Here is a 19,213-nt window from a genome sequence, read left to right as displayed (position 1 = left end):
AGGACAAATGGCACGTGTCAGGTGTGCACGCATCCTTCACACTTGAATGCCTAGCTTCACGTGCCTCACAGGGGTAACACTTATTTTCACGTGGACGCAGCTGCCTCTACGACGTCCGTGCTGACGGATCCTTCCCGACAACTGCGGTTGCTGATCGACAGCGTGCGCGACCATGCGCTGTACCTGCTTGATCCGGAAGGCATTGTCTGCAGCTGGAATCCCGGCGCCGAGCGCATCAAGGGCTATTCCGCCGATGAAGTGATCGGCACGCACTTTGGCCGCTTCTACCTGCCTGGCGACCGTGAGGCCGGCGAACCGCTGCGCCTGCTCCGCCTCGCGGCGCAGCATGGCCATGTGGCCAGCGAAGGCTGGCGGGTACGCCGGGATGGTTCGTCGTTCCGCGCCAGCGTGGTCATCGAGCCGGTCATGGAAGCCGGCGAACTCCTTGGCTTCGTCAAGATCACCCGCGACATCACCGAACAGTGGCAGGCGCAGCGACTGCTGCGCGATGCCCAGCGGGCGCTGCGCAACACCCAGCAGTTCGAGACCGTCGGCCGCCTCAGCCGCGGCCTGTCGCACGAGTTCAACAACCTGCTGACCACCATCGGCAATGCGCTGGACCTGCTTTCCCTTCGCGTGAGCGGCGATGATGCGCGCACGGCCGAGCTGCTGGATGCCGCGCAGGCCGCCACCGACCGCGGCGCGCTGCTCACCCGGCAGCTGCTGGCATTCAGCACCGGCCAGACCCTGATCCGCGAACCGGTGGACATCAACACTCTGCTGCAGCGCTGGTTGCCGGACCTGCAACGAACCTGCCCGGCGCATGTGACGCTGGAAGCCGAGCTGGCGCCCGGGCTGCCGCAGGTCAGCACTGACGCGATGCAGCTGCAGACCGCGCTGGCCAACCTGGTCGCCAATGCGGCCGAGGCCACGCTGGAGGGCGGCCGCATCCTGATCGGCACGACCCTCCAGCATCGCCTCGACCCGGATGCGGACACGGCCCTGCAACGCGGCTATGTCACGCTCAGTGTCTGCGACGAAGGCCACGGCATGGCCGCCGACATCGCCGAGCGCGCGACCGAACCCTTCTTCACCACCAAGGACATCGGCAAGGGCAGCGGCCTGGGCCTGAGCCAGGTGTTCGGATTTACCACCCAGAGCGGCGGCTTCGTCGATGTGTCCACCACGCCCGGTGTCGGCACCACGGTCAGCCTGCTGCTACCCGCAATTGAGGACCCCACCCATGACCGATGAACCGATCCGCGTGTTGATGGTGGAGGACCAGAACGATCTGCGTGAGATGATCGGCCTGGCCCTGCGCGATTTCGGCATCGAGGTGTCCACCACTGCCGATGGGCATGAAGCAGCCGCGTTGCTGAAGAGCGACGCACGCTTCGACGTGGTGTTCAGTGACGTCAGCATGCCCAATGGCATGTCCGGCATCGAACTCAGCGAGCACGTCGCCCGCGACCAGCCGCAGGCACGCATGATCCTGTCCTCCGGCTACGCGCGTTCGCAGCTGCCGCCGCTTCCGGAGCAGGTGGAGTTCCTGCCCAAGCCCTACCGCCTGCGCCAGCTGGTGGAACTGCTCAAGCAGGACTGAAGGCGTACCGGCCTGCGTGGCCATGCTCAGCGCCGGGTCCGCTGCATGAACAGCAGCGCCGGCGTGGATGCAGCGTCCACCGGCTCGAAGCCGAGGGAGCGGTACAACGCAACTGCGGCGGCATTGTCCCGATAGACCCGCAAGGTCAGCCGTTCAACGGCAGCAGCCTGGAACGCCTGCGCGATCAGCGCCTGTACCAACCCACGCCCGAGACCGCGGCCCCGCGCCTGCGGCGCAACCAGCAGGCGGCCCAGATGGACGGTGCCCGGCTGCGTGGACCAGGCTTGGCCGAAACCCACGCGCTGGTCGCTTGCGTCCAGCAGCACCCACCCCGGGCGTTCGCGCAGCTGCAATACGTGCTCGAACCGATCGGGTGGCAGTGGATAGGGCACGCCCGGCCCGGCCCAGCGCAGCGTGGCTGCGGCCGAATCCAGCCACGCGGCGATGCTCGCGTAGTCCTGGGGTTGCACGGGCTGCAGGCGGTGGTCCATGGCGGCCGGATCGCGGGGCGAGACGCCAGCATATCCGAGTGGCCTCGCGGGCAGCGCGCGGACGTCGCGCCGCAAACAGGGTGACCCCGGCCCGATTCGAACGGGCGACCTTCCCCGTAGGAGGGGGACTTCCACTGCACGTTAGGCCAACGACTTGCAAGATTGCTGGGACCGGCTTGGATCCACCTTCGCTCAAACACCCCACCGTAGCTGCTGCAGCCCTGCCCTCACCCACGCCTGGGTGCGGGCGTCCCTCGCTCGGGGCTTCATCTCTGCCGGCGGCTTGGGCGGCTCTAGCGCCGCCTTGATCTGCTCGATCCCCTTAGCCCCCGCCTCGGCCAGACGCCGGGCCTGCTGCTGCTCGCGCGTTGGTGGCAGGCCCGGTAGTGGCGGCGGATTCCGCTGGGGATAACATTGGCCCATCGGTCAGCGTAAGGAACCCATGATGCGTTCAATCGTTCTGGCAGTTGTGGTGTCTTCCCTGAGTTCTCCGGCTTTTGCCCAATCAGCCAGACCCCAGACTCCACCTGTATCCAATGCCGAGGCGTATAAGTGGATTCACATCAGCGGCGGCGTTACAGAGGCGACGAGCCGCGGCGTGACGATTCCCCTTTGGGACTCCGAATCCAAAGACGGCGAGTCACTCGACAGCTTTGTTACCCGTACAGGTCGTGACGCACTGCGCGTACTGGAATCATCCCCGGCTACGATCTGCGGTCAGCTGGAAGAGACACCAGGCAAGTACAAGATCTTACTGAAAGCCACGAGCAAGGCGGCAGACTGTAGCGCCCAAGGCTCGCGCCTTCCCTACATGCATATCAGACGCACAGAAGCCGGTGTAAAGAGCGTTGGCCCGTCCCCGAGCGAGCTTCGCGGACCGGTGTATGTAGTCGACCTGTCTGGCATCAAGTTCGAAGACGGCAGGAAGACTCGAACGGTCGTAGATTTCGGCAAGAAGTAGGCTGTGTTGCTGCGCAACCCTTGCCGCATGCCTGCGAACATCAGCTCTCCACTACACGACTGTCGGCTAATAACAATGCCTGCGCCGCTAATCGGCCACCAACGCTTGATTCATCTCAGCGCCAGAGCACCGCACCAAGCCCTTCGTAATCTAACGGTAGCTCCGCCCTCTCCGGCCAGGCGAACGTCTCCGGTTGCGGCAACAGCGCGCGCAGCTAGGCCGGAGTTCCGTTGCGAAGGGTGCAGATTCTGGCCGGGGACGCTGATTACGCCACGGCGAAGAAGTACTACGTACACCTCGCCCCTGAGGGTAATGATGGAGCGGTGGCGAAGCTAACCTATTGATTCGCCACTGTGACCACTGTGACCAAGTAGTGCCTTTTGATGGCCAGATATGGCCCATTGCGGTGTAGCAGCTATCGCAAGTTATTGATTCTGGTGACCCCGGCCCGATTCGAACGGGCGACCTTCCCCTTAGGAGGGGGACGCTCTATCCAGCTGAGCTACGGGGCCATGCAGCCGGGAAGTTTACAGCCAACGTGCCCTGCCCTCCAAGCATTCATGTCCGGCTCGGTCCGGCTGGCGCGTTGCACCATGGCCGGTCGGGGCGCTCTGCTACCATCGGCGATTCAGTTCATCGCGCCCCCCACCTGCCCGCGATGGCACCAAACAACGTAACGAAACACAGGAGTCTGCATGTCTTCCGAGCTGCTCAAGTCCCTTGGCCTGGACGCGATCAACGCTGGCACGTACCTGGGCAACGGGGAGTGGTCGAGCGCGACCAGCGGTGAGCTGATCACCCCGGTCAACCCGACCACCGGCGAGCCGATCGCGCAGGTCCGCGCCACCACCGAGGCCGAGTACGAGACTGTCGTCGCCCGCGCCCAGGAAGCCTTCAAGGTCTGGCGCACCACGCCGGCGCCGCGCCGCGGCGAAGCCGTGCGCCTGTGCGGCGAAGCACTGCGCAGGCACAAGGACGCCCTGGGTTCGCTGGTTGCGCTGGAAATGGGCAAGAGCAAGCCGGAAGGCGATGGCGAAGTGCAGGAGATGATCGACATCGCCGATTTCGCCGTGGGCCAGAGCCGCATGCTGTACGGCTACACCATGCATTCCGAGCGCCCGGGCCACCGCATGTACGAGCAGTACCACCCGCTCGGCCTGGTCGGCATCATCTCGGCCTTCAACTTCCCGGTGGCGGTGTGGAGCTGGAATTCGTTCCTGGCGGCCATCTGCGGCGACGTGTGCATCTGGAAGCCGTCCAACAAGACGCCGCTGACCGCCATCGCCTCGCTGAAGATCTGCAACGACGCCCTGCGCGAAGCCGGCTTCCCGGACATCTTCTTCCTGATCAACGATGCCGGTACCGCGCTGTCGGAAAAGATGGTCGATGACCGCCGCGTGCCGCTGATCAGCTTCACCGGCTCGACCCAGGTCGGCCGCACCGTCAACGAGAAGGTCGCACGCCGCCTCGGCCGCTGCCTACTGGAACTGGGCGGCAACAACGCCATCATCCTGGACGAAACCGCCGACCTGAAGCTGGCTGTGCCGGGCATCGTGTTCGGCGCCGTCGGCACCGCCGGCCAGCGCTGCACCACCACCCGCCGCCTGATCGTGCACCGCTCGATCTACGCCGACGTGCTGGCCACCCTGGTCAAGGCTTACAAGCAGGTGGAAGGCAAGATCGGCGATCCGACCGATGCGGCCAACCTGATGGGCCCGCTGAACAGCGAAGGCGCCGTGCAGCAGTTCCTCGATGCGATCGCCCAGGCCAAGGCGGCCGGCGGCACCATCGAAACCGGTGGCAGCCGCATCGACCGCCCGGGCAACTTCGTGCTGCCGGCCATCGTCTCCGGCCTGAAGAACAGCGACGCCGTGGTCCAGCACGAGACCTTCGCGCCGATCCTGTACGTGATGCCGTACGACACCCTCGATGAAGCCATCGACATGCAGAACGGCGTGCCGCAGGGCCTGTCGTCCTCGATCTTCACCCAGAACCTGAAGACTGCCGAGAAGTTCCTGTCGGCCGCCGGCAGCGACTGCGGCATCGCCAACATCAACATCGGCACGTCGGGCGCGGAGATCGGCGGCGCCTTCGGCGGCGAGAAGGACACCGGCGGTGGCCGCGAGTCCGGCTCGGATGCATGGAAGGTCTACATGCGCCGCCAGACCAACACCATCAACTATTCGGATTCGCTGCCGCTGGCGCAGGGCATCAAGTTCGACCTGTGATGGCAAACGACGCCGACACGCCTGTGGGTCAGGGCCCTTCCGGGGTTCTGGCCCAGGCCCAGGGTCGGATCCCCGCAGGGGCTCCGATCCTCGATTTCAGCGGCCGCCGCGTGCTCATCGCCGGCGGCAGCAAGGGCATCGGCCGTGAAATGGCGCTGGCGTTTGCCGGCGCCGGCGCACAGGTCTCGGTCTGCGCACGTGGTCGGGCCGGGCTGGATGCCCTGTGCGCCGATGCCCAGGCACAGGGCACGCCAGTGCAGGCGTTTCCCGCTGATCTGGCCGACCCCGACCAGATCCAGGCCTGGCTGCAGGCCGCCGCCGATGCCCTCGGCGGTATCGATGTGCTGGTCAACAATGCCACCGGCTACGGCATGGCCGACGACGAGGATGGCTGGGCCGCGAGCCTGCAGATCGACCTGATGGCAGCCGTGCGCGCCTCGCGGCTGGCGCTGCCCTGGCTGCGCGCATCCGGCGACGCCTGCATCCTCAACCTCTCTTCGATTGCCGCGCAGCAGCCCCGTCCCGGTGGCGCACCCTATGCTGCTGCCAAGGCCGCCCTTTCGCACTACACCACCTCGCAGGCGCTGGCGCTGGCCAAGGACCGGATCCGGGTCAATGCCATCGCACCCGGCTCGATCGCGTTCGATGACGGCCTGTGGGATCGCCGCCGCGTCGAAGACCCCGACCTGTACTACGGCACGCTGGCGAAGATTCCGTTCGGCCGCTTCGGCCACCCGCGCGAGATCGCCGATGCCGCCCTGTTCCTGTGCTCGCCGCTGGCGCGCTGGGTCACCGGCAGCGTGCTCAACGTGGATGGCGGCCAGGTGTTGATGGGCTGATACCGGCAGTTCGGTAGCCGCCAACCTGGGTTGGCATGCCTTTCGTCGACCAAGGTCGACGCCTACCAAGGCCGAAATCCCATTCGTCGACCAGGGGGCGACGCCTGCCCTCACATCCGCCGGGCATGGGATTGCCCGGGCAGACGCACTATCATGTGCACACTGCCAAGGAGGACCCCGATGAGCGTGGCACCCCGACAGACAAGCGCCCTGGCCGTGGTCAGCCTGGTCATGGGCATCGCCAGCTGGACCGTCCTGCCCTTCGTGGCCAGCATCGTCGCCATCATCACCGGCCACATGGCCCGCGCCGAGATCCGCCGCCGCCCGCATGAGTTGGAAGGCGATGGCATGGCACTCACCGGCCTGGTGCTGGGCTGGGTGATGGTCGGCGCCGTGGTTGCCGCCATCCTGGTCTTCATCCTGTTCTTCGGTGGCCTGGCGTGGCTGGCGGCGGTGTCGAACTGACGCCATGACCGCCTCCGACAGCACTGAACGCTTCAGCAGCCGCGTCGCCGACTATGTCCGCTACCGGCCCGACTACCCGGCCGCACTGCTGGACTGGCTGCACGGCCCGATGGGTGTCAGCCACCAGGCCCGTGTCGCCGACATCGGCGCTGGCACCGGCATCTCCAGCCGCGCGTTTCTCGCCAGCGGCCATCCGCTGGTGGCGGTCGAGCCCAACGATGCCATGCGTGCTGCCGCCGAACAGTGGCTGGCGCCACAGTACCCGCAGTTCTCCGCCGTCGATGGCCGCGCCGAGGCCACCGGCCTGGCGGACGCCAGCATCGATCTGGTCAGCGCCGCGCAGGCCTTCCACTGGTTCGACACCGTGGCGGTGCGCGCCGAGTGGCAGCGCATCCTGCGTCCCGGTGGCCTGGCACTGATCTACTGGAATTCGCGCCTGCTCGATGCCAGCCCGTTCCTGGTCGGCTACGAACAGCTGCTGCTGGACTACGGCACCGACTACACCGCCGTAGCCGAGCGCTACCAGGACGATGCCACCATGCAGGCCTGGTTCGGCGCTGGCCTGCGCGGCAGGGTGGAGCTACCGAACGTGCAGTATCTCGACTTCGACGCCCTGCGCGGGCGCCTGCTCTCCTCTTCCTACGCCCCGCAATCCGGTCATCCGCGCCACGCGCCGATGATCGACGCTCTGCAGCACCTGTTCGCCGCCCACGCGGCGGACGGCCAGGTTGCTTTTGAATATCGAACCCGAGCCTTCCTCGGCACGCTGGACTGAACCGACGCATGTATTCGCTTGCCCGCCCCTTCCTGTTCTCGCTCGACGCCGAGCGCGCCCACGGCCTCGGCCTGTCCGCACTGGACCTGGCCTATCGCACCGGCACCACGCCGCTGCTGGCCGCCCGCATCGCGCCGATGCCGAGCACGGTGTTCGGGCTGACCTTCCCCAACCCGGTCGGCCTGGCCGCCGGCCTGGACAAGAACGGCGAGCATATCGATGCACTGTTCGCGCTGGGATTCGGCTTCGTCGAGATCGGCACCATCACCCCGCGCCCGCAGGCCGGCAATCCGCAGCCGCGCCTGTTCCGCCTGCCGGAACACAACGCTATCATCAACCGCATGGGCTTCAACAATGCGGGCGTGGACGCGCTGGTACGCAACGTCGAGCGCGCGCGCAACCGCCGCGGCCTGCTCGGCATCAACATCGGCAAGAACAAGGACACCCCCAACGAACAGGCCGTGGACGATTACATCGCCTGCCTGGACAAGGTGTACCCGCTGGCCGACTACATCACTGTCAACATTTCCTCGCCCAACACCGCCGGCCTGCGTGAACTGCAGGAAGAAACCGCGCTGCGCCAACTGGTCAGCCAGCTGCGTGACCGCCAGGAAGAGCTCGCGGCCCGCCACGGCCGCCGCGTGCCGATGCTGGTGAAGGTGGCGCCGGACCTCAGCGAGCGTGACATCGATGCCGCCGCCCGCGTACTGGGCGAGCTGCAGGTGGACGGCGTGATCGCCACCAACACCACCATCGACCACAGCAAGGTGGCCGGCGACCCGCTGGCCAACGAGGCCGGCGGCCTGTCGGGCGCGCCGGTGCTGGAGCAGTCCACGCTGGTGCTGCGCCGCCTGCGCTCGCGCCTGCCCGAGTCGGTACCCTTGGTCGGCGTCGGCGGCATCCTGTCCGGTGCCGACGCGGTGGCCAAGATGGCGGCCGGTGCCGCGCTGGTGCAGTGCTACAGCGGCCTGATCTTCCGTGGACCGGCGCTGGTTTCCGAATGCGTGGAGGCGATCCGCCGCCGCCGCGAAGCGCCGAGCCGCGGCGCGGTGGCCCCCCTGTGAGCGCGCCCATGGATAGCACCGACGGCAACGCCCCGCTGCGCTGGACGCTCACCCGCAATGCGCCGCTGCAGGCACTGAACACCTTCCACGTGCAGGCCAATGCGGAACAGCTGCTGGAACTGCACGATGCCGCGCTGCTGCCGGAGGTGCTGGCACTGCCCGAGGTGGCCAACGGCCCGCTGCTGGTGCTGGGCAGCGGCAGCAACGTCCTGATCGCCGAGGACCTGCCCGGCACCGTGCTGGTGTTCGGCAACCGCGACATCAGTTTCCTTGAACACCGCGCCGACCATGCCGTGATCCGCGCCGGCGCCGGCGTGCCCTGGCATGGCCTGGTGATGTGGTCGCTGCAGGAAGGCCTGTCCGGCCTGGAAAACCTGGCGCTGATTCCCGGCACCGCCGGTGCCGCACCGATCCAGAACATCGGCGCCTATGGCGCGCAGGTGGGCGAGTTCATCCAGGCGGTCGAAGCCTGGGACTGCCAGGATCAGGCCTGGGTGCGGCTGGACAACGAGCAGTGCCGCTTCGCTTACCGCGACAGCGTGTTCAAGCAGCAGCCCGACCGCTACCTGATCACCGCCATCGAACTGAAGCTGCCGCTGCTGCACGACCTGCGCATGGACTATGCCGGCATCCGCGAGGAACTGCAGGCACAGGGCGTGGAACTTCCCAGCGCCGTGGACGTGGCCAATGCGGTGATCGCGATCCGCCGCCGCAAGCTGCCCGACCCGGAGGTACTGGGCAACGCCGGCAGTTTCTTCAAGAACCCGGTGCTGCCGCTGGAACAGGTCGACGTGTTGCTGCAGCACTTCCCCGACCTGCCCGTGTTCCCGGCCGAGCAGGACGACAGGCGCAAGGTCTCCGCGGCCTGGATGATCGAATCCTGTGGCTGGAAGGGCTTCCGCGAGGGTGATGCCGGCGTGGCGCCGAGCCACGCGCTGGTGCTGGTCAACCACGGCAATGCCAGCGGCGCTGATCTGCTGGCGCTGGCGCGCCGCATCTCGGCCTCGGTGCTGGAAAAGTTCGGCGTGCCGATCGAACCGGAGCCCCGCCTGCTCGGCGCACAGTGGTGAACAGCCCCGCCCTTTCCTCAGGCGCCACCCCGATGCGGGCGGCGCTGCTGATGCTCGGCAGCACGATGGCATTCGGCCTGATGGCGGTGGCCATCCGCTATGCCACCCGTTACGTGCCGACGCAGGAAGTGGCGTTCTTCCGCAATGCCTTTGGCCTGCTGGCCCTGCTGCCGATGCTGCTGCGGCCGGGCCGCGCGCCCTTGAAGACGCAGCAGCTGCCACGCTATTTCGTGCGCAGTGCAATCGGCCTGGGCTCGATGCTGTGCGCGTTCTGGGCGCTGGGCCACCTGCCGTTGGCGCAAGCGGTTTCGCTCTCCTATTCCACGCCGCTGTTCGTCACCATCGCCGCCGTGCTGTGGCTGGGCGAAACCGTGCGCGTGCGGCGTTGGGCGGCAGTGGTGGTGGGTTTCATCGGCGTGCTGGTGATCGTGCGCCCCGGCACGGCCGGCTTCACCGCCGGCAGCCTGGTGGCGGTCGCCGCCGCGGTGCTCAGCTCGCTGGTGGCAATCCAGATCAAGCAACTCACCCGCGTCGACAGCGCCGATACCGTGGTGCTCTACACCTACGTCTTCTGGGTCCCCCTGTCGCTGGTCCCGGCGTTGTTCGTCTGGGTCTGGCCGACCGGGTTGGCCTGGCTGTGGCTGCTGGCCACCGGCGTGCTCGGCACCGTCGGCCAACTGCTGTGGACCCGGGCGCTGCGGCTGGGCGAAGTCTCGGCGCTGACACCGATCAGTTTCCTGCAGCTGCCCCTGGTGACGCTGTGCGGCTGGCTGTTGTTCAACGAAAGCGTGGACCGCTGGACGATCATCGGCGCCGGCATCATCCTGGCCGCCAACGCCTACATCGCCCATCGCGAAGCCGTGCTGTCGCGCCGCGCCGCAAGTGCGGCCGCCTCAGCAGCGGCCAAGCCTGCAGAATGAAAACCACCTGCATGGACAAACCATGGGCCTTGCATGGAGAGGCCATGGGTAGAGTCGACTGTTAGTCGACTGCTCTTCGTCTGGAACAGGCAAAGCCCGCGCTGCGCGCGGTAGTCGACTAACAGTCGACTCTACCCGGGGCGATCCTGGCAACGGCCCGGGAACTACCCCAGCGCGCGATACACCCGCTCGGCGGCGTCGAACACGTTGCCCGGCGCGAACTGCTCACTGAGGAAATGCAGCGATTGCCGGCGCAACGGCGGCGAACGCTCCTCGCCATCACTGCCCAGCAGCACCTGCTGGAACTCGATCAGGTCCTGCAGGATGCGCCAGTGCCGGTACCAGGCTATCCAGCGCGGATCACCGCGGTCGCTGCCATAGCCCTCCTCGAATCCCAACGGGTTCTCGCGGCCCCAGCGCCCGCCGACCGCGCCGCCGATGAACATCAGGTCGCGCTCGCGCGGTGCCAGCGACAGGCCATCCCAGTCGATCAGGTGCAGGCCACCGTCGTTGCCCATCAGCAGGTTGCCGGCATGCAGGTCGGTATGGCACAGGTGCAGCCCCCTCGGCACGTCCTGCAACGCCGCATGCAGCTGGACGGCCTGCGCATGCAACGCGGCGATTCGTGCGTGCTGCTGGTCCCAGACCGACACGAACGCACGGCCCAGTCCGTCCTTGGCGGCCGCCAGGCCCTCGCCAGCCAGCCACTGGCCCACCGTATCAAGCGCCGCGGTTTCCATCCGCGCGCTCGGCAGCGCCTCCTGCAGCTGCAGCGGCGGGCGGGCCTCGTGCAGACGGCGCAGCACTTCACCCAGCCGTTGCCACTGCATGCGGCTCAACGCCGCCTCGAAGCCGGACTGGCCTTCCACATAGGGAAACAGGGTGAACTGCAGGCCCCAGCGCTGCACCGAAGCGCCACCGGTCAGTGCCGGCCAGGGTGCGACGATTTCCTCGATGCCCAGCGTGCCGCGCAGCCAGTGCAGGGTATCCCAGACGGCAGGGTCGACCTGGTAGCTGCGGCATTTCAACCACCATTGCCCACGCCGTGCATCGATGCGATACACGCTTGCGTTGGCGTCGGCGCCAACCGGGCGTGGCACCACGGCCGTGGCGGTGATGCCATAGGACTGCAGGAGGACTTCGCCGAGGTGCTGCGCCGAAGCGGATGACATGGATGCAAGCGGAAAGTGTTACCTGCCGCCACTATCGCAGATGCGCAGGCCGCGACACAGACATGTCCGTCACAACATCACGCCTGCGCGACCAAAGTGCTAGCCGGCGACGCGCCGCATCACCGCTTCCAGTGGCCCCCGCGCGAACCGCAACGACCACAGCCACGCGGCGGCCGTGGCCAGCATCAGGAACAGCAGCGCGCACCACAGCACCGCCGGCAATGACGCGCTGCCATCGAGCACGCCCAATCCTTCCAGCGCCCCCATGCCCAGCAGGATGTGGCCGACGTAGAGGCTGAGTGTCATCCGCCCTGCCGCAGTGAGCGGCGCCCGCCAATTCCCGGGATACCGGCGGCTGACCCACAGGCACGCGGCGATCACACTGCAGGCCGCGCCCGAACCGGTCAGCACGTAGGCCGGTCCCGGCGGCATCGGCTGCGTTCCCAGCCACACCTGCCAGGGCGTTCCCAGCGCAAGGTGCTGCACGCCCTGGCCGGCGCCGATCAGCAGCACGCCCAGCAGCAGCAAGGCACGCTGCACGCGCGGCTGTGACAACTGCAGGCGCGCCAGCAGCATGCCCAGCAGGAAGAAGCACATCCACGGCAGCAGGGGATGGAAGCCGTTGAACAGCAGGTTGCGCGCGGCACCCGGCCACTGCCAGAGACCGGTGTACTCCAGCGTCTGCCAGTTCCAGCCCTGGCTGTAGTCCCAATGCAGCAGTGCCCAGAACGAACCGGCCGCCAGGCCCACGATGCTGGCCAGCAGCGCCCGTGGCGACGCACGCAGCCACAGCACCGCCAGCGCGAAATACACCGCGTAGTAGTGCAGGATGTCGGCCGGGAACAGGGTCAGGTTGAGCAGGCCCAGCACCAGCAGGAACAGCGCGCGCCGCCAGGTCTGCACGCAGGCCTGCCTCCGGCCCAAGCGCTGCGTGGCCAGTACCAGGCCAAGCCCGGCTAGGGTGACGAAGGTCGCCGAAGCCTTGCCTTCCAGCAGATGGAAGAAGCCGGCCAGCCAACCCGCGCGCTCGGCAGGTACGGCCATCGCCAGGCGGAAGTTGACCAGCACCATGCCGGCCAATGCGAAGTAGCGCGCCAGGTCCAGGCCGTGCAGCCGCCGGTCATCGGCGCTCATGCACGTGATCCCAGCAACCGTGTTAGCAGCTCGAGATCCAGCGCGGCGTTCTCCGCGTTGCCGGCTTCACCCAGGCCCTGGCGCAGCGCATCGCTTTCGATGGCATCCAGCAACACCTGCGCCTGCAGTGCCGGGGCCAGCGCAGGGCGCCGCCGCTCGCGCCGCGCAATGCCCTGCAGTGCATCGCCCAGCACCTGTTGAAGCTGCCTGCGGTTGGCGGCGAAGGCCTCGGCTACGGCGGGGTTGCGTGCACTCTCGGCCAGCACCTCGGCCGCGAGCGTTGCCCACTCCGGTTGCCGGCACAACGCATGGAAGTCCTGCAGGAACGCCAGCACCTGCGCGCGCTCGCCGTCGGCCGCCGCCAGCCGCTGCAGCATCGGGGCCAGTTCCTCGCTTTCGGCCGCGGCCACCGCAAGGATGATCGCCTCCTTGCCCGGGAAATGGTTGTAGAGATTGCCCAGGCTGACACCGGCCGCCTGCGCGATGTCGCGCATGCTGGTCTGGTGGAAGCCCTTGGCCAGGAAACACTGCAGGGCCGCCTGCAGGATCAGGGTCACGCGCTGCTCATTGCGGTCGATTCGGCTCATGCCACACATGGTGAACGAACGTTCGTCCATTTTGAAGAATGGAGAAGTCCGTCGGCAGGGCAGCATTCAGCCCTGCCCTGCGCTGCCCGGCGCGGTTTCAGAAGAACTCGTCGAGAAGACGGTAGAACGCCAGCCGCCGTTCGTCGGGCACAACGCCATAACTGCGGAACAGCGACGCGACCCACCGGGTGTCGCCGAAGTTGTGGACCAGGCTGCGCGCGGCCAACGCCAGATCCTGGTAGCGATCGGCCACGCCCAGCCGGCCACAGTCAATGAAACCGCTGAAACGCCCCTCGACGGCCAGCAGGTTCGGCAGGCAGGCATCGCCATGGCTGACCACCAGATCCTCGTGATCAGGCCGGGTAGCGCGCAGTTCGGCGAAGACCTGCTGTGCGCTCTGCCCCAGGCGCTCGTCATCGAAGTCATCGGCGTCGACCCGGCCCGCCTCGACCCGTGCCTGTGCGGCCTGAAACCGCGAAGCCAGCCGCTGGTCGAACGGACAGGCCGCCACCGGCAGGGCATGCAGGCCCCGCAGCGCGTCGGCCAGCAGTTGCACCCGGTGCTGGGGTGCGAGCGCCGGCGACGAGGCCAGATCGTGGCCGGGCAACGCACTCATCAGCAGCCAGCGGCGCCCTTCCTCCTCGGCGGTAGCGATCACCGTCGGCGCCGGCTGGCCCTGCGCCTGCAGCCAGCGCAGGCGCGCGATCTCGTCGCCCAGCTCACTGAAGGCGTCGATCACTTCCGATTTCAGGAAGGCATCGGCCTGCCCCGGACGATGCACGCGGGCAACGTCCGCACGCGATACGCCGATCGACTGCCGCTCGATGCGCGCATCGGCCAGTGCTTCCTGCCAGGCGTGAGGCAGGGGCATGCCCTCCATGCGTGCGCGGGGTGCTTCCATGCCAGGGGACGCCTGTAACCGATGACTGCATGGATTCTCGCTCATCCGGCATTCCTCCCGTCAACAGCAGTGATGCCGGGCAGTCGTCGCTGCAGCAGCGCCCACGGATCCGTCACCGTGGAACGCCGGCGCCGATCGCCCCTGCATTCCCGCAATGTCGCGCTGAACATGCGCATCGCCGATGCGCTGCGCGAGGGCTTCCGCGATCGCCGGCCCGCGCTACTGACCCCGCCGGCCGCCGCAGGGCATCGTCAGTGGCCGCGCGCGCGGCCGTGGTTTACCCTGCTCGTCACCGGCCGTCGGTCACAGGCGGGAACCTGCTATGGATGCGCTTTCACGGGTCTCGGCCCAGGTCCTGGACAGTGCCCTGCCCAGCCTGCCGCTGTACCTGCTGCAGGCCACCGCGGTGATCGGCATGATCGGCGTGCTGCTGATCGCCACCCGTCGCGCCGGGCACGCCATCGAGGGCCGTCGCCTGTATGTCGGCGTGACGCTGGGGCTGATCTACCTGTTCAATTCCTGGTTCGTGGCCGGTTACACCCAGGGCGTGGTCAAGCTGCACCTTGGCTTCGACATCCTGCTGGTCAGTGGCCTGCTCGGCGGGTGGCGCGGTGGTCTGGCCTGCCTGGCGGCTGCCGTGCTGGCCCGCTACCAGTTTGTCGGCACCCAGTTCTTCCTGCCCGCCAGCCTGGAGGCCGCGCTGCAGATGATCACCGGTGTCTGGCTGCGCAGGCGCCTGCATCCGCGCATGCTCAACGAGCTGTCGCTGCGCATGATCCTGCGGGCGTGGTCGGCGCGCATCGCCGCGACCGCTGTGGGGCTGGCACTGGGCGTCGCGATCATCGGCGCCGACCAGCTGCCGGTGGCCGAACTGGCGATCCAGCGCGTACTGGCACTGCCGGTCTCGCTGCTGGTGCTGGGCGCGGTGTTCGCGCTGGTCTACAACGACGCCCAGATCGACGCGCAGCGCCAGCGCGAGCAGGCCTGGTTGCGCATCGACCCGATCAGTGGCCTGCCCAACATGCGCGCGCTGGGCGAACGACTGCAGGACTTCTGGCGCGGCAACGACGGCTTCGGCAAGGCCTGCCTGGTCGTGGTCGAGATGGGCAACCTGCGCGATCTGCGCCTGCGTTACGGCCCACTGCAGGACAACGGGCTATGGCATCGCGATACGGCGGCGGACATCCATCGGTTGCTGCCATCGCTTCCCGCCGATGCCTTGGAGATCTATCAGTTCGGTGACGCGGCGCTGGCCCTGCTGGTGCGCAGCATGTCGTTGGCCGAGCTGCGCAGCCAGGCCCATGTCACCGCGTTGGCCTGCAATCTCACTGAGCGCGTCAGCCGCGACTGGCCGGGCTTCCGGCCGCTGTTCCGCTGCGCCGTGGTCGAGCTGAAGCCTCCGGCCAACGCCGATGAAGGCCACCTGCCGTTGCGGGCGATCACGCTGGCGCTGAGCGCGATCGAGTCGGGCGTGGTGTTCTTCGATGACCCGATCCAGCGCGACAGCGAAATCGATGCCTTGATCGAGGTCGCGCTCGAACGCTGGCTGCGCCAGGGGGATGCACCGCTGAACTACCAGCCCAAGCATCGCCTGCGCGACCGGCGGCTGGTCGGTGCCGAGGCACTGCTGCGCATGCGCGATGGCGAGGGCCGGCCGATCACACCGATGCGGGTGATCTCGCTGCTGCGCCGGCAGGGCCGGCTGGCCGACCTGGAATGGGCCACGCTGCAGTCGGCGGTGCACTTCCTGCAGTTCTGCCGGCAGGATGGCGCTTCACTGACCATCGCGGTCAATGTCTCTGCCGAATCGCTGCGCCTGCCCGGTTTCGGCCTGCGCCTGCACGAGCTGCTGCAACTGCACGACATCCCCGGTGCGATGCTGCGCCTGGAAATCGTCGAGTGGACCGAGATCGTCGAGCGCGACGTGGTCGATGCCAACATCGCACAATTGCTGGCGGCCGGGGTCACGCTGTCGCTGGATGATTTCGGCGCGGGCTACTCGACCCTGATCCTGCTTTCGCAGCTGGCCATCGCCGAGGTCAAGATCGAACAGGCGCTGATCGCCACGCTGTCCGACGCCAAGTCACAGTCGATCGTGCGCTTCATCGTCGAAGTCGCGCACCGCTGCGGCGCGATCGTCGTGGCCGAGGGCACCGAGACCCTGGCGCAGGAACAGCACCTGCGCGCGCTGGGCGTGGATGTCGGCCAGGGCTATCTGTATTCGGCCGCCCTGCCGGCCGACGAGTTCCGCCGCTTCGCCGCCGGCTAGGCCGCGTAGAACCCCAGGAACATCGCCACCGCCGACTCGGCCACGCGCGCGCGCTCCTGTTCGTTCAGTGGCGGCTGCCCCATCGTCACCTGCGGCCAGAACGCGAAGCTCTTCACCAGCCCGTGCAGCTGGTGGCCGGCAAATTCCGGATCGACCGCGCGCAGCCGGCCATCGGCGATTGCCGCGCGGATCCACGCACTCTCGCCACTTTCCTTCTCGCCCATGCGGCAGACGATGGCCTGCGCACGCTCCGGCGAGTGGATGATCTCGGCCATCGCGACCCGCGCCAGGTCGATGAAGTTGGCATCGCTGAGCAGGTCCAGCTTCTGGCCCAGCAACTGCAGCAACTGCCCCTGCAGCGGCTGGTCGGGCCGGTACGGCAGCGCGTCGCTGGCCACGCTGCGTTCCCACAGTTCCTCCAGGATCATCGAGAACAGCGCTTCCTTGCTCGGGAAGTGGTTGTACACGGTGCGCTTGGAGACGCCCGCCACCTCGGCGATGCGGTCCATGCTGGTCGCCTCGTAGCCCGACGCACGGAACTCCTCCACCGCAGCGCGCACGATCGCGTCGCGTTTGCGGTCGGTGAGGCGCTGCGGGGCACGGGACATGGCGGGAACGGATGGCTGAACGGATGCACGCATTTTACACCCGGGAGTATACTTTTGAAAAACGGGAAACTACACTGTGCAGTGTACCCAGCGGACGTCACCCATGAAGCGCCTGCTCCTTGTCCCCCTGCTTGGAATCCTCGCCGTGACCGCCTACACCTTCTGCACCGCCTGGTCCCTCCCCGACTACCCCGAGTCACCGCAGTACCGTGATGGCAAGTTCCGCAATGCCCTGCCCCGTCCGGCAATGAGCCTGCGCGACGGTGCGGAGATCTGGTGGACGTTCCTGTTCAACAAACCCAAGGGCACCGTGCCGGCCCACCCGATTCCGGTGAAGCCGCTGGACCGGGCCACGCTGGACGCCGCGCCGGACCGCAGCCTGTTCCGGCTCGGGCACTCCACGATCCTGCTGAAGCTGCGCGGCCAGTACTGGCTGACCGACCCGGTCTTCTCCGAGCGCGCCTCGCCGGTGCAGTGGATGGGCCCTGCGCGCTTCCATGCGCCGCCGATCAGCATCGATGCACTGCCGCCGATCGCTGGCGTCATCCTTTCGCACAACCACTACGACCATCTCGACCACGCCGCAGTGATGCAGCTGGATCGCAAGACCTCGCGCTTCATCGCCCCGCTCGGCGTGGGTGACCAGCTGATCGCCTGGGGTGTGGACGCTGGCAAGGTCGAACAGCTGGACTGGTGGCAATCCACCGAGGCCAATGGCCTGCGCCTGACCGCCACCCCGGGCCAGCATTTTTCCGGCCGCGGCCTGGGCGACAGTGACCGCAGCCTGTGGGCGTCATGGGTGATCCAGGACGGCGACTTCCGCATCTTCTTCAGCGGCGACACCGGCTACTTCGATGGCTTCAAGGCGATCGGCGAAAAGTACGGCCCGTTCGACCTGACGATGATCGAGACCGGCGCCTATGATCCGCGCTGGGCGTTCGTGCACATGCAGCCGGAGCAGACGCTGCAGGCGCACCTGGACCTGCGTGGCAAGTGGCTGCTGCCGATCCACAACGGCACCTTCGACCTGGCCCTGCACGCATGGCAGCAGCCGTTCGAGCGCATCACCGCATTGGCGGCCGCGAAGCGCGTGCCGGTGGCCACGCCGATGATGGGCGAAGCAGTGGACATGCAGGCGCCGCAGCCGGGCACGCGCTGGTGGGAGACGGTGGAGCTGTAATGCGGTGGGCTCCGGTTCTGGCCGCCGCTACGTCTTCGGGTGAAGCCTGCGCCCTTCCCGGGCCAGATTGATCTGCAGCGCAGCGGCGGCGAGCTCGGTCATTTCCGCCGTGACTTTCCCGCTGCCGCGCGCTCGCAGCCAACCGAGTATGTCGACGAGATGCCAGATCAAGGTCGAGCCGTCATGCACGGGGGACGGGAACGACTGCAGGTTGGCCAGCATGAGCTTCCGCATGTTCTGGCGCGACATTCCGAGCAGGTCTGCGACGTCAGTGAGCCCCACCAGATCGGGGCTCACTTCAACCAGTTCGGCACCGGGCACAGCCCGCTGCACATCGTCGAGCGCCGAACGCAGGGCAACCCCTGCGCTGTCTGCTTCCCGGCAGAACGCCAGGGCCAGCCGTCCCGGCAACCCAAGGCCCACAAGCGCGTCGTCACAGCCGCCTTCGGCCAGGCGCTGCTCGAGGACGCCGATTTCATTGCCTGTGTCCGGCAAGCGGTACTTCAGGGTGAAGTTGAATTCCATGATTGACCCCTTCGCTTCTGACGAAGCCTGATCTCATTGCTCACGACTGCAGTTCTCGACCACACGCCGCAAGGCACTTGCATGACGGCTGCCGCTTCGCGGCGTGCATCCAGATGCTCACGATGCAGAACTCCCCGCATCGGCAATCGGTGTCGTTGTAAGGGCAATACATCCGGCCCCACGCATGGCCGCCCGCAATACGGAGCCTCCACCCACGATCCTCCGCGAACTGCAACGCCGCTTCGATGTCCTTGTCTGGATGACGCGCTCGAGACATTCCTTCTTCTCCATAGTCTCCACACGGCTCACACGGGTTGTCACATGACAACTCTCTTAAAAGACGCTCGATGTGACCCTAGCCAATCCGCGCTACACGTCCAGAGCCACATCCGTCAGCCCTCCCGTGATGGCAGCGACAGCG

General features: G+C 67.2%; 19 protein-coding genes and 2 tRNA genes. 12 read left to right on the top strand and 9 right to left on the bottom strand.

Annotated elements, in window-relative coordinates:
* Positions 1 to 90: 90 nt before the first annotated feature.
* Both AC5P9C_RS12050 and AC5P9C_RS12045 read left to right on the top strand, forming a co-directional pair.
* Positions 91 to 1,254, top strand: a complete 1,164-nt coding sequence (locus AC5P9C_RS12050; protein WP_414615081.1) for a two-component system sensor histidine kinase NtrB — start codon at positions 91 to 93, stop codon at positions 1,252 to 1,254.
* The gene (locus AC5P9C_RS12045) at positions 1,244 to 1,603 is read left to right on the top strand and encodes a response regulator (protein ID WP_049471288.1); all 360 of its coding nucleotides are present in this window, start codon (positions 1,244 to 1,246) and stop codon (positions 1,601 to 1,603) included. The genes AC5P9C_RS12050 and AC5P9C_RS12045 overlap by 11 nt, the downstream gene beginning before the upstream one ends.
* Positions 1,604 to 1,629: 26 nt before the next feature.
* On the opposite strand, the gene AC5P9C_RS12040 is transcribed toward AC5P9C_RS12045, so the two are convergent.
* Entirely contained in the window at positions 1,630 to 2,094 is a 465-nt protein-coding gene (locus tag AC5P9C_RS12040) for a GNAT family N-acetyltransferase (protein WP_057494505.1), read from the bottom strand.
* Between the two features lie 81 nt (positions 2,095 to 2,175).
* Positions 2,176 to 2,242 (bottom strand) — tRNA-Ser (locus tag AC5P9C_RS12035).
* A 297-nt stretch (positions 2,243 to 2,539) separates the two neighbouring features.
* On the opposite strand from AC5P9C_RS12035, the gene AC5P9C_RS12030 reads away from it, so the two are divergent.
* Entirely contained in the window at positions 2,540 to 3,055 is a 516-nt protein-coding gene (locus AC5P9C_RS12030; protein ID WP_414615082.1) for a hypothetical protein, read from the top strand.
* A gap of 435 nt (positions 3,056 to 3,490) precedes the next feature.
* Here AC5P9C_RS12030 and AC5P9C_RS12025 read toward each other — a convergent pair.
* Positions 3,491 to 3,567: transfer RNA gene (locus tag AC5P9C_RS12025), tRNA-Arg, on the bottom strand.
* A gap of 183 nt (positions 3,568 to 3,750) precedes the next feature.
* Here AC5P9C_RS12025 and amaB point away from each other — a divergent pair.
* The 7 genes from amaB (at position 3,751) to AC5P9C_RS11990 (ending at position 10,416) form a co-directional block, all read left to right on the top strand.
* Positions 3,751 to 5,283: an L-piperidine-6-carboxylate dehydrogenase gene (gene amaB, locus AC5P9C_RS12020; protein ID WP_014646923.1), complete on the top strand. Its 1,533-nt coding sequence runs from the start codon at positions 3,751 to 3,753 to the stop codon at positions 5,281 to 5,283.
* Entirely contained in the window at positions 5,283 to 6,122 is an 840-nt protein-coding gene (locus tag AC5P9C_RS12015; RefSeq protein WP_495205168.1) for an SDR family NAD(P)-dependent oxidoreductase, read from the top strand. Before amaB ends, AC5P9C_RS12015 begins: the two co-directional genes overlap by 1 nt.
* A gap of 180 nt (positions 6,123 to 6,302) precedes the next feature.
* Positions 6,303 to 6,587 carry a DUF4190 domain-containing protein gene (locus AC5P9C_RS12010; RefSeq protein ID WP_049471284.1) on the top strand — a complete coding sequence of 95 codons (285 nt, stop codon included), beginning with the start codon at positions 6,303 to 6,305 and terminating at the stop codon, positions 6,585 to 6,587.
* A 4-nt stretch (positions 6,588 to 6,591) separates the two neighbouring features.
* Positions 6,592 to 7,362 carry a class I SAM-dependent methyltransferase gene (locus AC5P9C_RS12005; protein ID WP_495205167.1) on the top strand — a complete coding sequence of 257 codons (771 nt, stop codon included), beginning with the start codon at positions 6,592 to 6,594 and terminating at the stop codon, positions 7,360 to 7,362.
* Between the two features lie 8 nt (positions 7,363 to 7,370).
* A complete protein-coding gene (locus AC5P9C_RS12000) occupies positions 7,371 to 8,426 on the top strand; it encodes a quinone-dependent dihydroorotate dehydrogenase (protein WP_049471279.1) in 1,056 nt (351 codons plus the stop codon).
* Positions 8,427 to 8,434: 8 nt separating this feature from the next.
* On the top strand, positions 8,435 to 9,496 hold the full coding sequence (murB, locus tag AC5P9C_RS11995) for a UDP-N-acetylmuramate dehydrogenase (RefSeq protein WP_495205166.1): 1,062 nt from the start codon (positions 8,435 to 8,437) through the stop codon (positions 9,494 to 9,496).
* A 32-nt stretch (positions 9,497 to 9,528) separates the two neighbouring features.
* Positions 9,529 to 10,416, top strand: coding sequence for a DMT family transporter (locus AC5P9C_RS11990; protein WP_049471276.1), 888 nt, complete (start codon positions 9,529 to 9,531; stop codon positions 10,414 to 10,416).
* Positions 10,417 to 10,580: 164 nt separating this feature from the next.
* Here the strand turns inward: AC5P9C_RS11990 and AC5P9C_RS11985 are convergent, their stop codons facing one another.
* The 4 genes from AC5P9C_RS11985 to AC5P9C_RS11970 all read right to left on the bottom strand — a co-directional run bounded on the left by AC5P9C_RS11985 (position 10,581) and on the right by AC5P9C_RS11970 (position 14,189).
* A complete protein-coding gene (locus tag AC5P9C_RS11985) occupies positions 10,581 to 11,588 on the bottom strand; it encodes a phosphotransferase (protein ID WP_495205165.1) in 1,008 nt (335 codons plus the stop codon).
* A 99-nt stretch (positions 11,589 to 11,687) separates the two neighbouring features.
* Positions 11,688 to 12,722: a DUF418 domain-containing protein gene (locus tag AC5P9C_RS11980; protein WP_474755534.1), complete on the bottom strand. Its 1,035-nt coding sequence runs from the start codon at positions 12,720 to 12,722 to the stop codon at positions 11,688 to 11,690.
* A complete protein-coding gene (locus AC5P9C_RS11975) occupies positions 12,719 to 13,309 on the bottom strand; it encodes a TetR/AcrR family transcriptional regulator (protein WP_053462777.1) in 591 nt (196 codons plus the stop codon). Before AC5P9C_RS11975 ends, AC5P9C_RS11980 begins: the two co-directional genes overlap by 4 nt.
* A gap of 97 nt (positions 13,310 to 13,406) precedes the next feature.
* Positions 13,407 to 14,189 carry an APH(3')-II family aminoglycoside O-phosphotransferase gene (locus tag AC5P9C_RS11970; RefSeq protein WP_495205172.1) on the bottom strand — a complete coding sequence of 261 codons (783 nt, stop codon included), beginning with the start codon at positions 14,187 to 14,189 and terminating at the stop codon, positions 13,407 to 13,409.
* 343 nt (positions 14,190 to 14,532) lie between these two features.
* On the opposite strand from AC5P9C_RS11970, the gene AC5P9C_RS11965 reads away from it, so the two are divergent.
* Positions 14,533 to 16,479, top strand: a complete 1,947-nt coding sequence (locus AC5P9C_RS11965) for an EAL domain-containing protein (protein ID WP_495205164.1) — start codon at positions 14,533 to 14,535, stop codon at positions 16,477 to 16,479.
* Here the strand turns inward: AC5P9C_RS11965 and AC5P9C_RS11960 are convergent.
* A complete protein-coding gene (locus tag AC5P9C_RS11960) occupies positions 16,476 to 17,087 on the bottom strand; it encodes a TetR/AcrR family transcriptional regulator (RefSeq protein ID WP_057494511.1) in 612 nt (203 codons plus the stop codon). The two genes, AC5P9C_RS11965 and AC5P9C_RS11960, sit on opposite strands and share 4 nt — an antisense overlap.
* 103 nt (positions 17,088 to 17,190) lie before the next feature.
* Between AC5P9C_RS11960 and AC5P9C_RS11955 the strand changes: the two genes are divergently transcribed.
* Positions 17,191 to 18,267 carry an MBL fold metallo-hydrolase gene (locus tag AC5P9C_RS11955; RefSeq protein WP_495205163.1) on the top strand — a complete coding sequence of 359 codons (1,077 nt, stop codon included), beginning with the start codon at positions 17,191 to 17,193 and terminating at the stop codon, positions 18,265 to 18,267.
* Positions 18,268 to 18,294: 27 nt separating this feature from the next.
* On the opposite strand, the gene AC5P9C_RS11950 is transcribed toward AC5P9C_RS11955, so the two are convergent.
* Positions 18,295 to 18,792 (bottom strand): helix-turn-helix transcriptional regulator, encoded by a 498-nt coding sequence (locus AC5P9C_RS11950; protein ID WP_478443425.1) that lies wholly within the window; start codon positions 18,790 to 18,792, stop codon positions 18,295 to 18,297.
* Between the last annotated feature and the right edge of the window lie 421 nt (positions 18,793 to 19,213).

The organism is Stenotrophomonas sp. YJH_SMC_10 (assembly GCF_059371555.1).
The sequence above is the reverse complement of the archived record's forward strand: the minus strand, read 5'-3'. Positions and strand labels throughout refer to the sequence as shown.

What these genes read in the sequence shown, in the direction of transcription:
- AC5P9C_RS11985 (WP_495205165.1), bottom strand. Translation starts at nt 11,588, where the DNA reads ATGTCATCCGCTTCGGCGCAGCACCTCGGCGAAGTCCTCCTGCAGTCC.
- AC5P9C_RS12040 (WP_057494505.1), bottom strand. Translation starts at nt 2,094, where the DNA reads ATGGACCACCGCCTGCAGCCCGTGCAACCCCAGGACTACGCGAGCATC.
- AC5P9C_RS11950 (WP_478443425.1), bottom strand. Translation starts at nt 18,792, where the DNA reads ATGGAATTCAACTTCACCCTGAAGTACCGCTTGCCGGACACAGGCAAT.
- AC5P9C_RS11975 (WP_053462777.1), bottom strand. Translation starts at nt 13,309, where the DNA reads ATGAGCCGAATCGACCGCAATGAGCAGCGCGTGACCCTGATCCTGCAG.
- AC5P9C_RS12015 (WP_495205168.1), top strand. Translation starts at nt 5,283, where the DNA reads ATGGCAAACGACGCCGACACGCCTGTGGGTCAGGGCCCTTCCGGGGTT.
- AC5P9C_RS12005 (WP_495205167.1), top strand. Translation starts at nt 6,592, where the DNA reads ATGACCGCCTCCGACAGCACTGAACGCTTCAGCAGCCGCGTCGCCGAC.
- AC5P9C_RS12010 (WP_049471284.1), top strand. Translation starts at nt 6,303, where the DNA reads ATGAGCGTGGCACCCCGACAGACAAGCGCCCTGGCCGTGGTCAGCCTG.
- murB (WP_495205166.1), top strand. Translation starts at nt 8,435, where the DNA reads ATGGATAGCACCGACGGCAACGCCCCGCTGCGCTGGACGCTCACCCGC.
- AC5P9C_RS11960 (WP_057494511.1), bottom strand. Translation starts at nt 17,087, where the DNA reads ATGTCCCGTGCCCCGCAGCGCCTCACCGACCGCAAACGCGACGCGATC.
- AC5P9C_RS11965 (WP_495205164.1), top strand. Translation starts at nt 14,533, where the DNA reads ATGGATGCGCTTTCACGGGTCTCGGCCCAGGTCCTGGACAGTGCCCTG.
- AC5P9C_RS11990 (WP_049471276.1), top strand. Translation starts at nt 9,529, where the DNA reads ATGCGGGCGGCGCTGCTGATGCTCGGCAGCACGATGGCATTCGGCCTG.
- AC5P9C_RS11970 (WP_495205172.1), bottom strand. Translation starts at nt 14,189, where the DNA reads ATGGAGGGCATGCCCCTGCCTCACGCCTGGCAGGAAGCACTGGCCGAT.
- amaB (WP_014646923.1), top strand. Translation starts at nt 3,751, where the DNA reads ATGTCTTCCGAGCTGCTCAAGTCCCTTGGCCTGGACGCGATCAACGCT.
- AC5P9C_RS11955 (WP_495205163.1), top strand. Translation starts at nt 17,191, where the DNA reads ATGAAGCGCCTGCTCCTTGTCCCCCTGCTTGGAATCCTCGCCGTGACC.
- AC5P9C_RS12000 (WP_049471279.1), top strand. Translation starts at nt 7,371, where the DNA reads ATGTATTCGCTTGCCCGCCCCTTCCTGTTCTCGCTCGACGCCGAGCGC.
- AC5P9C_RS12030 (WP_414615082.1), top strand. Translation starts at nt 2,540, where the DNA reads ATGCGTTCAATCGTTCTGGCAGTTGTGGTGTCTTCCCTGAGTTCTCCG.
- AC5P9C_RS12045 (WP_049471288.1), top strand. Translation starts at nt 1,244, where the DNA reads ATGACCGATGAACCGATCCGCGTGTTGATGGTGGAGGACCAGAACGAT.
- AC5P9C_RS11980 (WP_474755534.1), bottom strand. Translation starts at nt 12,722, where the DNA reads ATGAGCGCCGATGACCGGCGGCTGCACGGCCTGGACCTGGCGCGCTAC.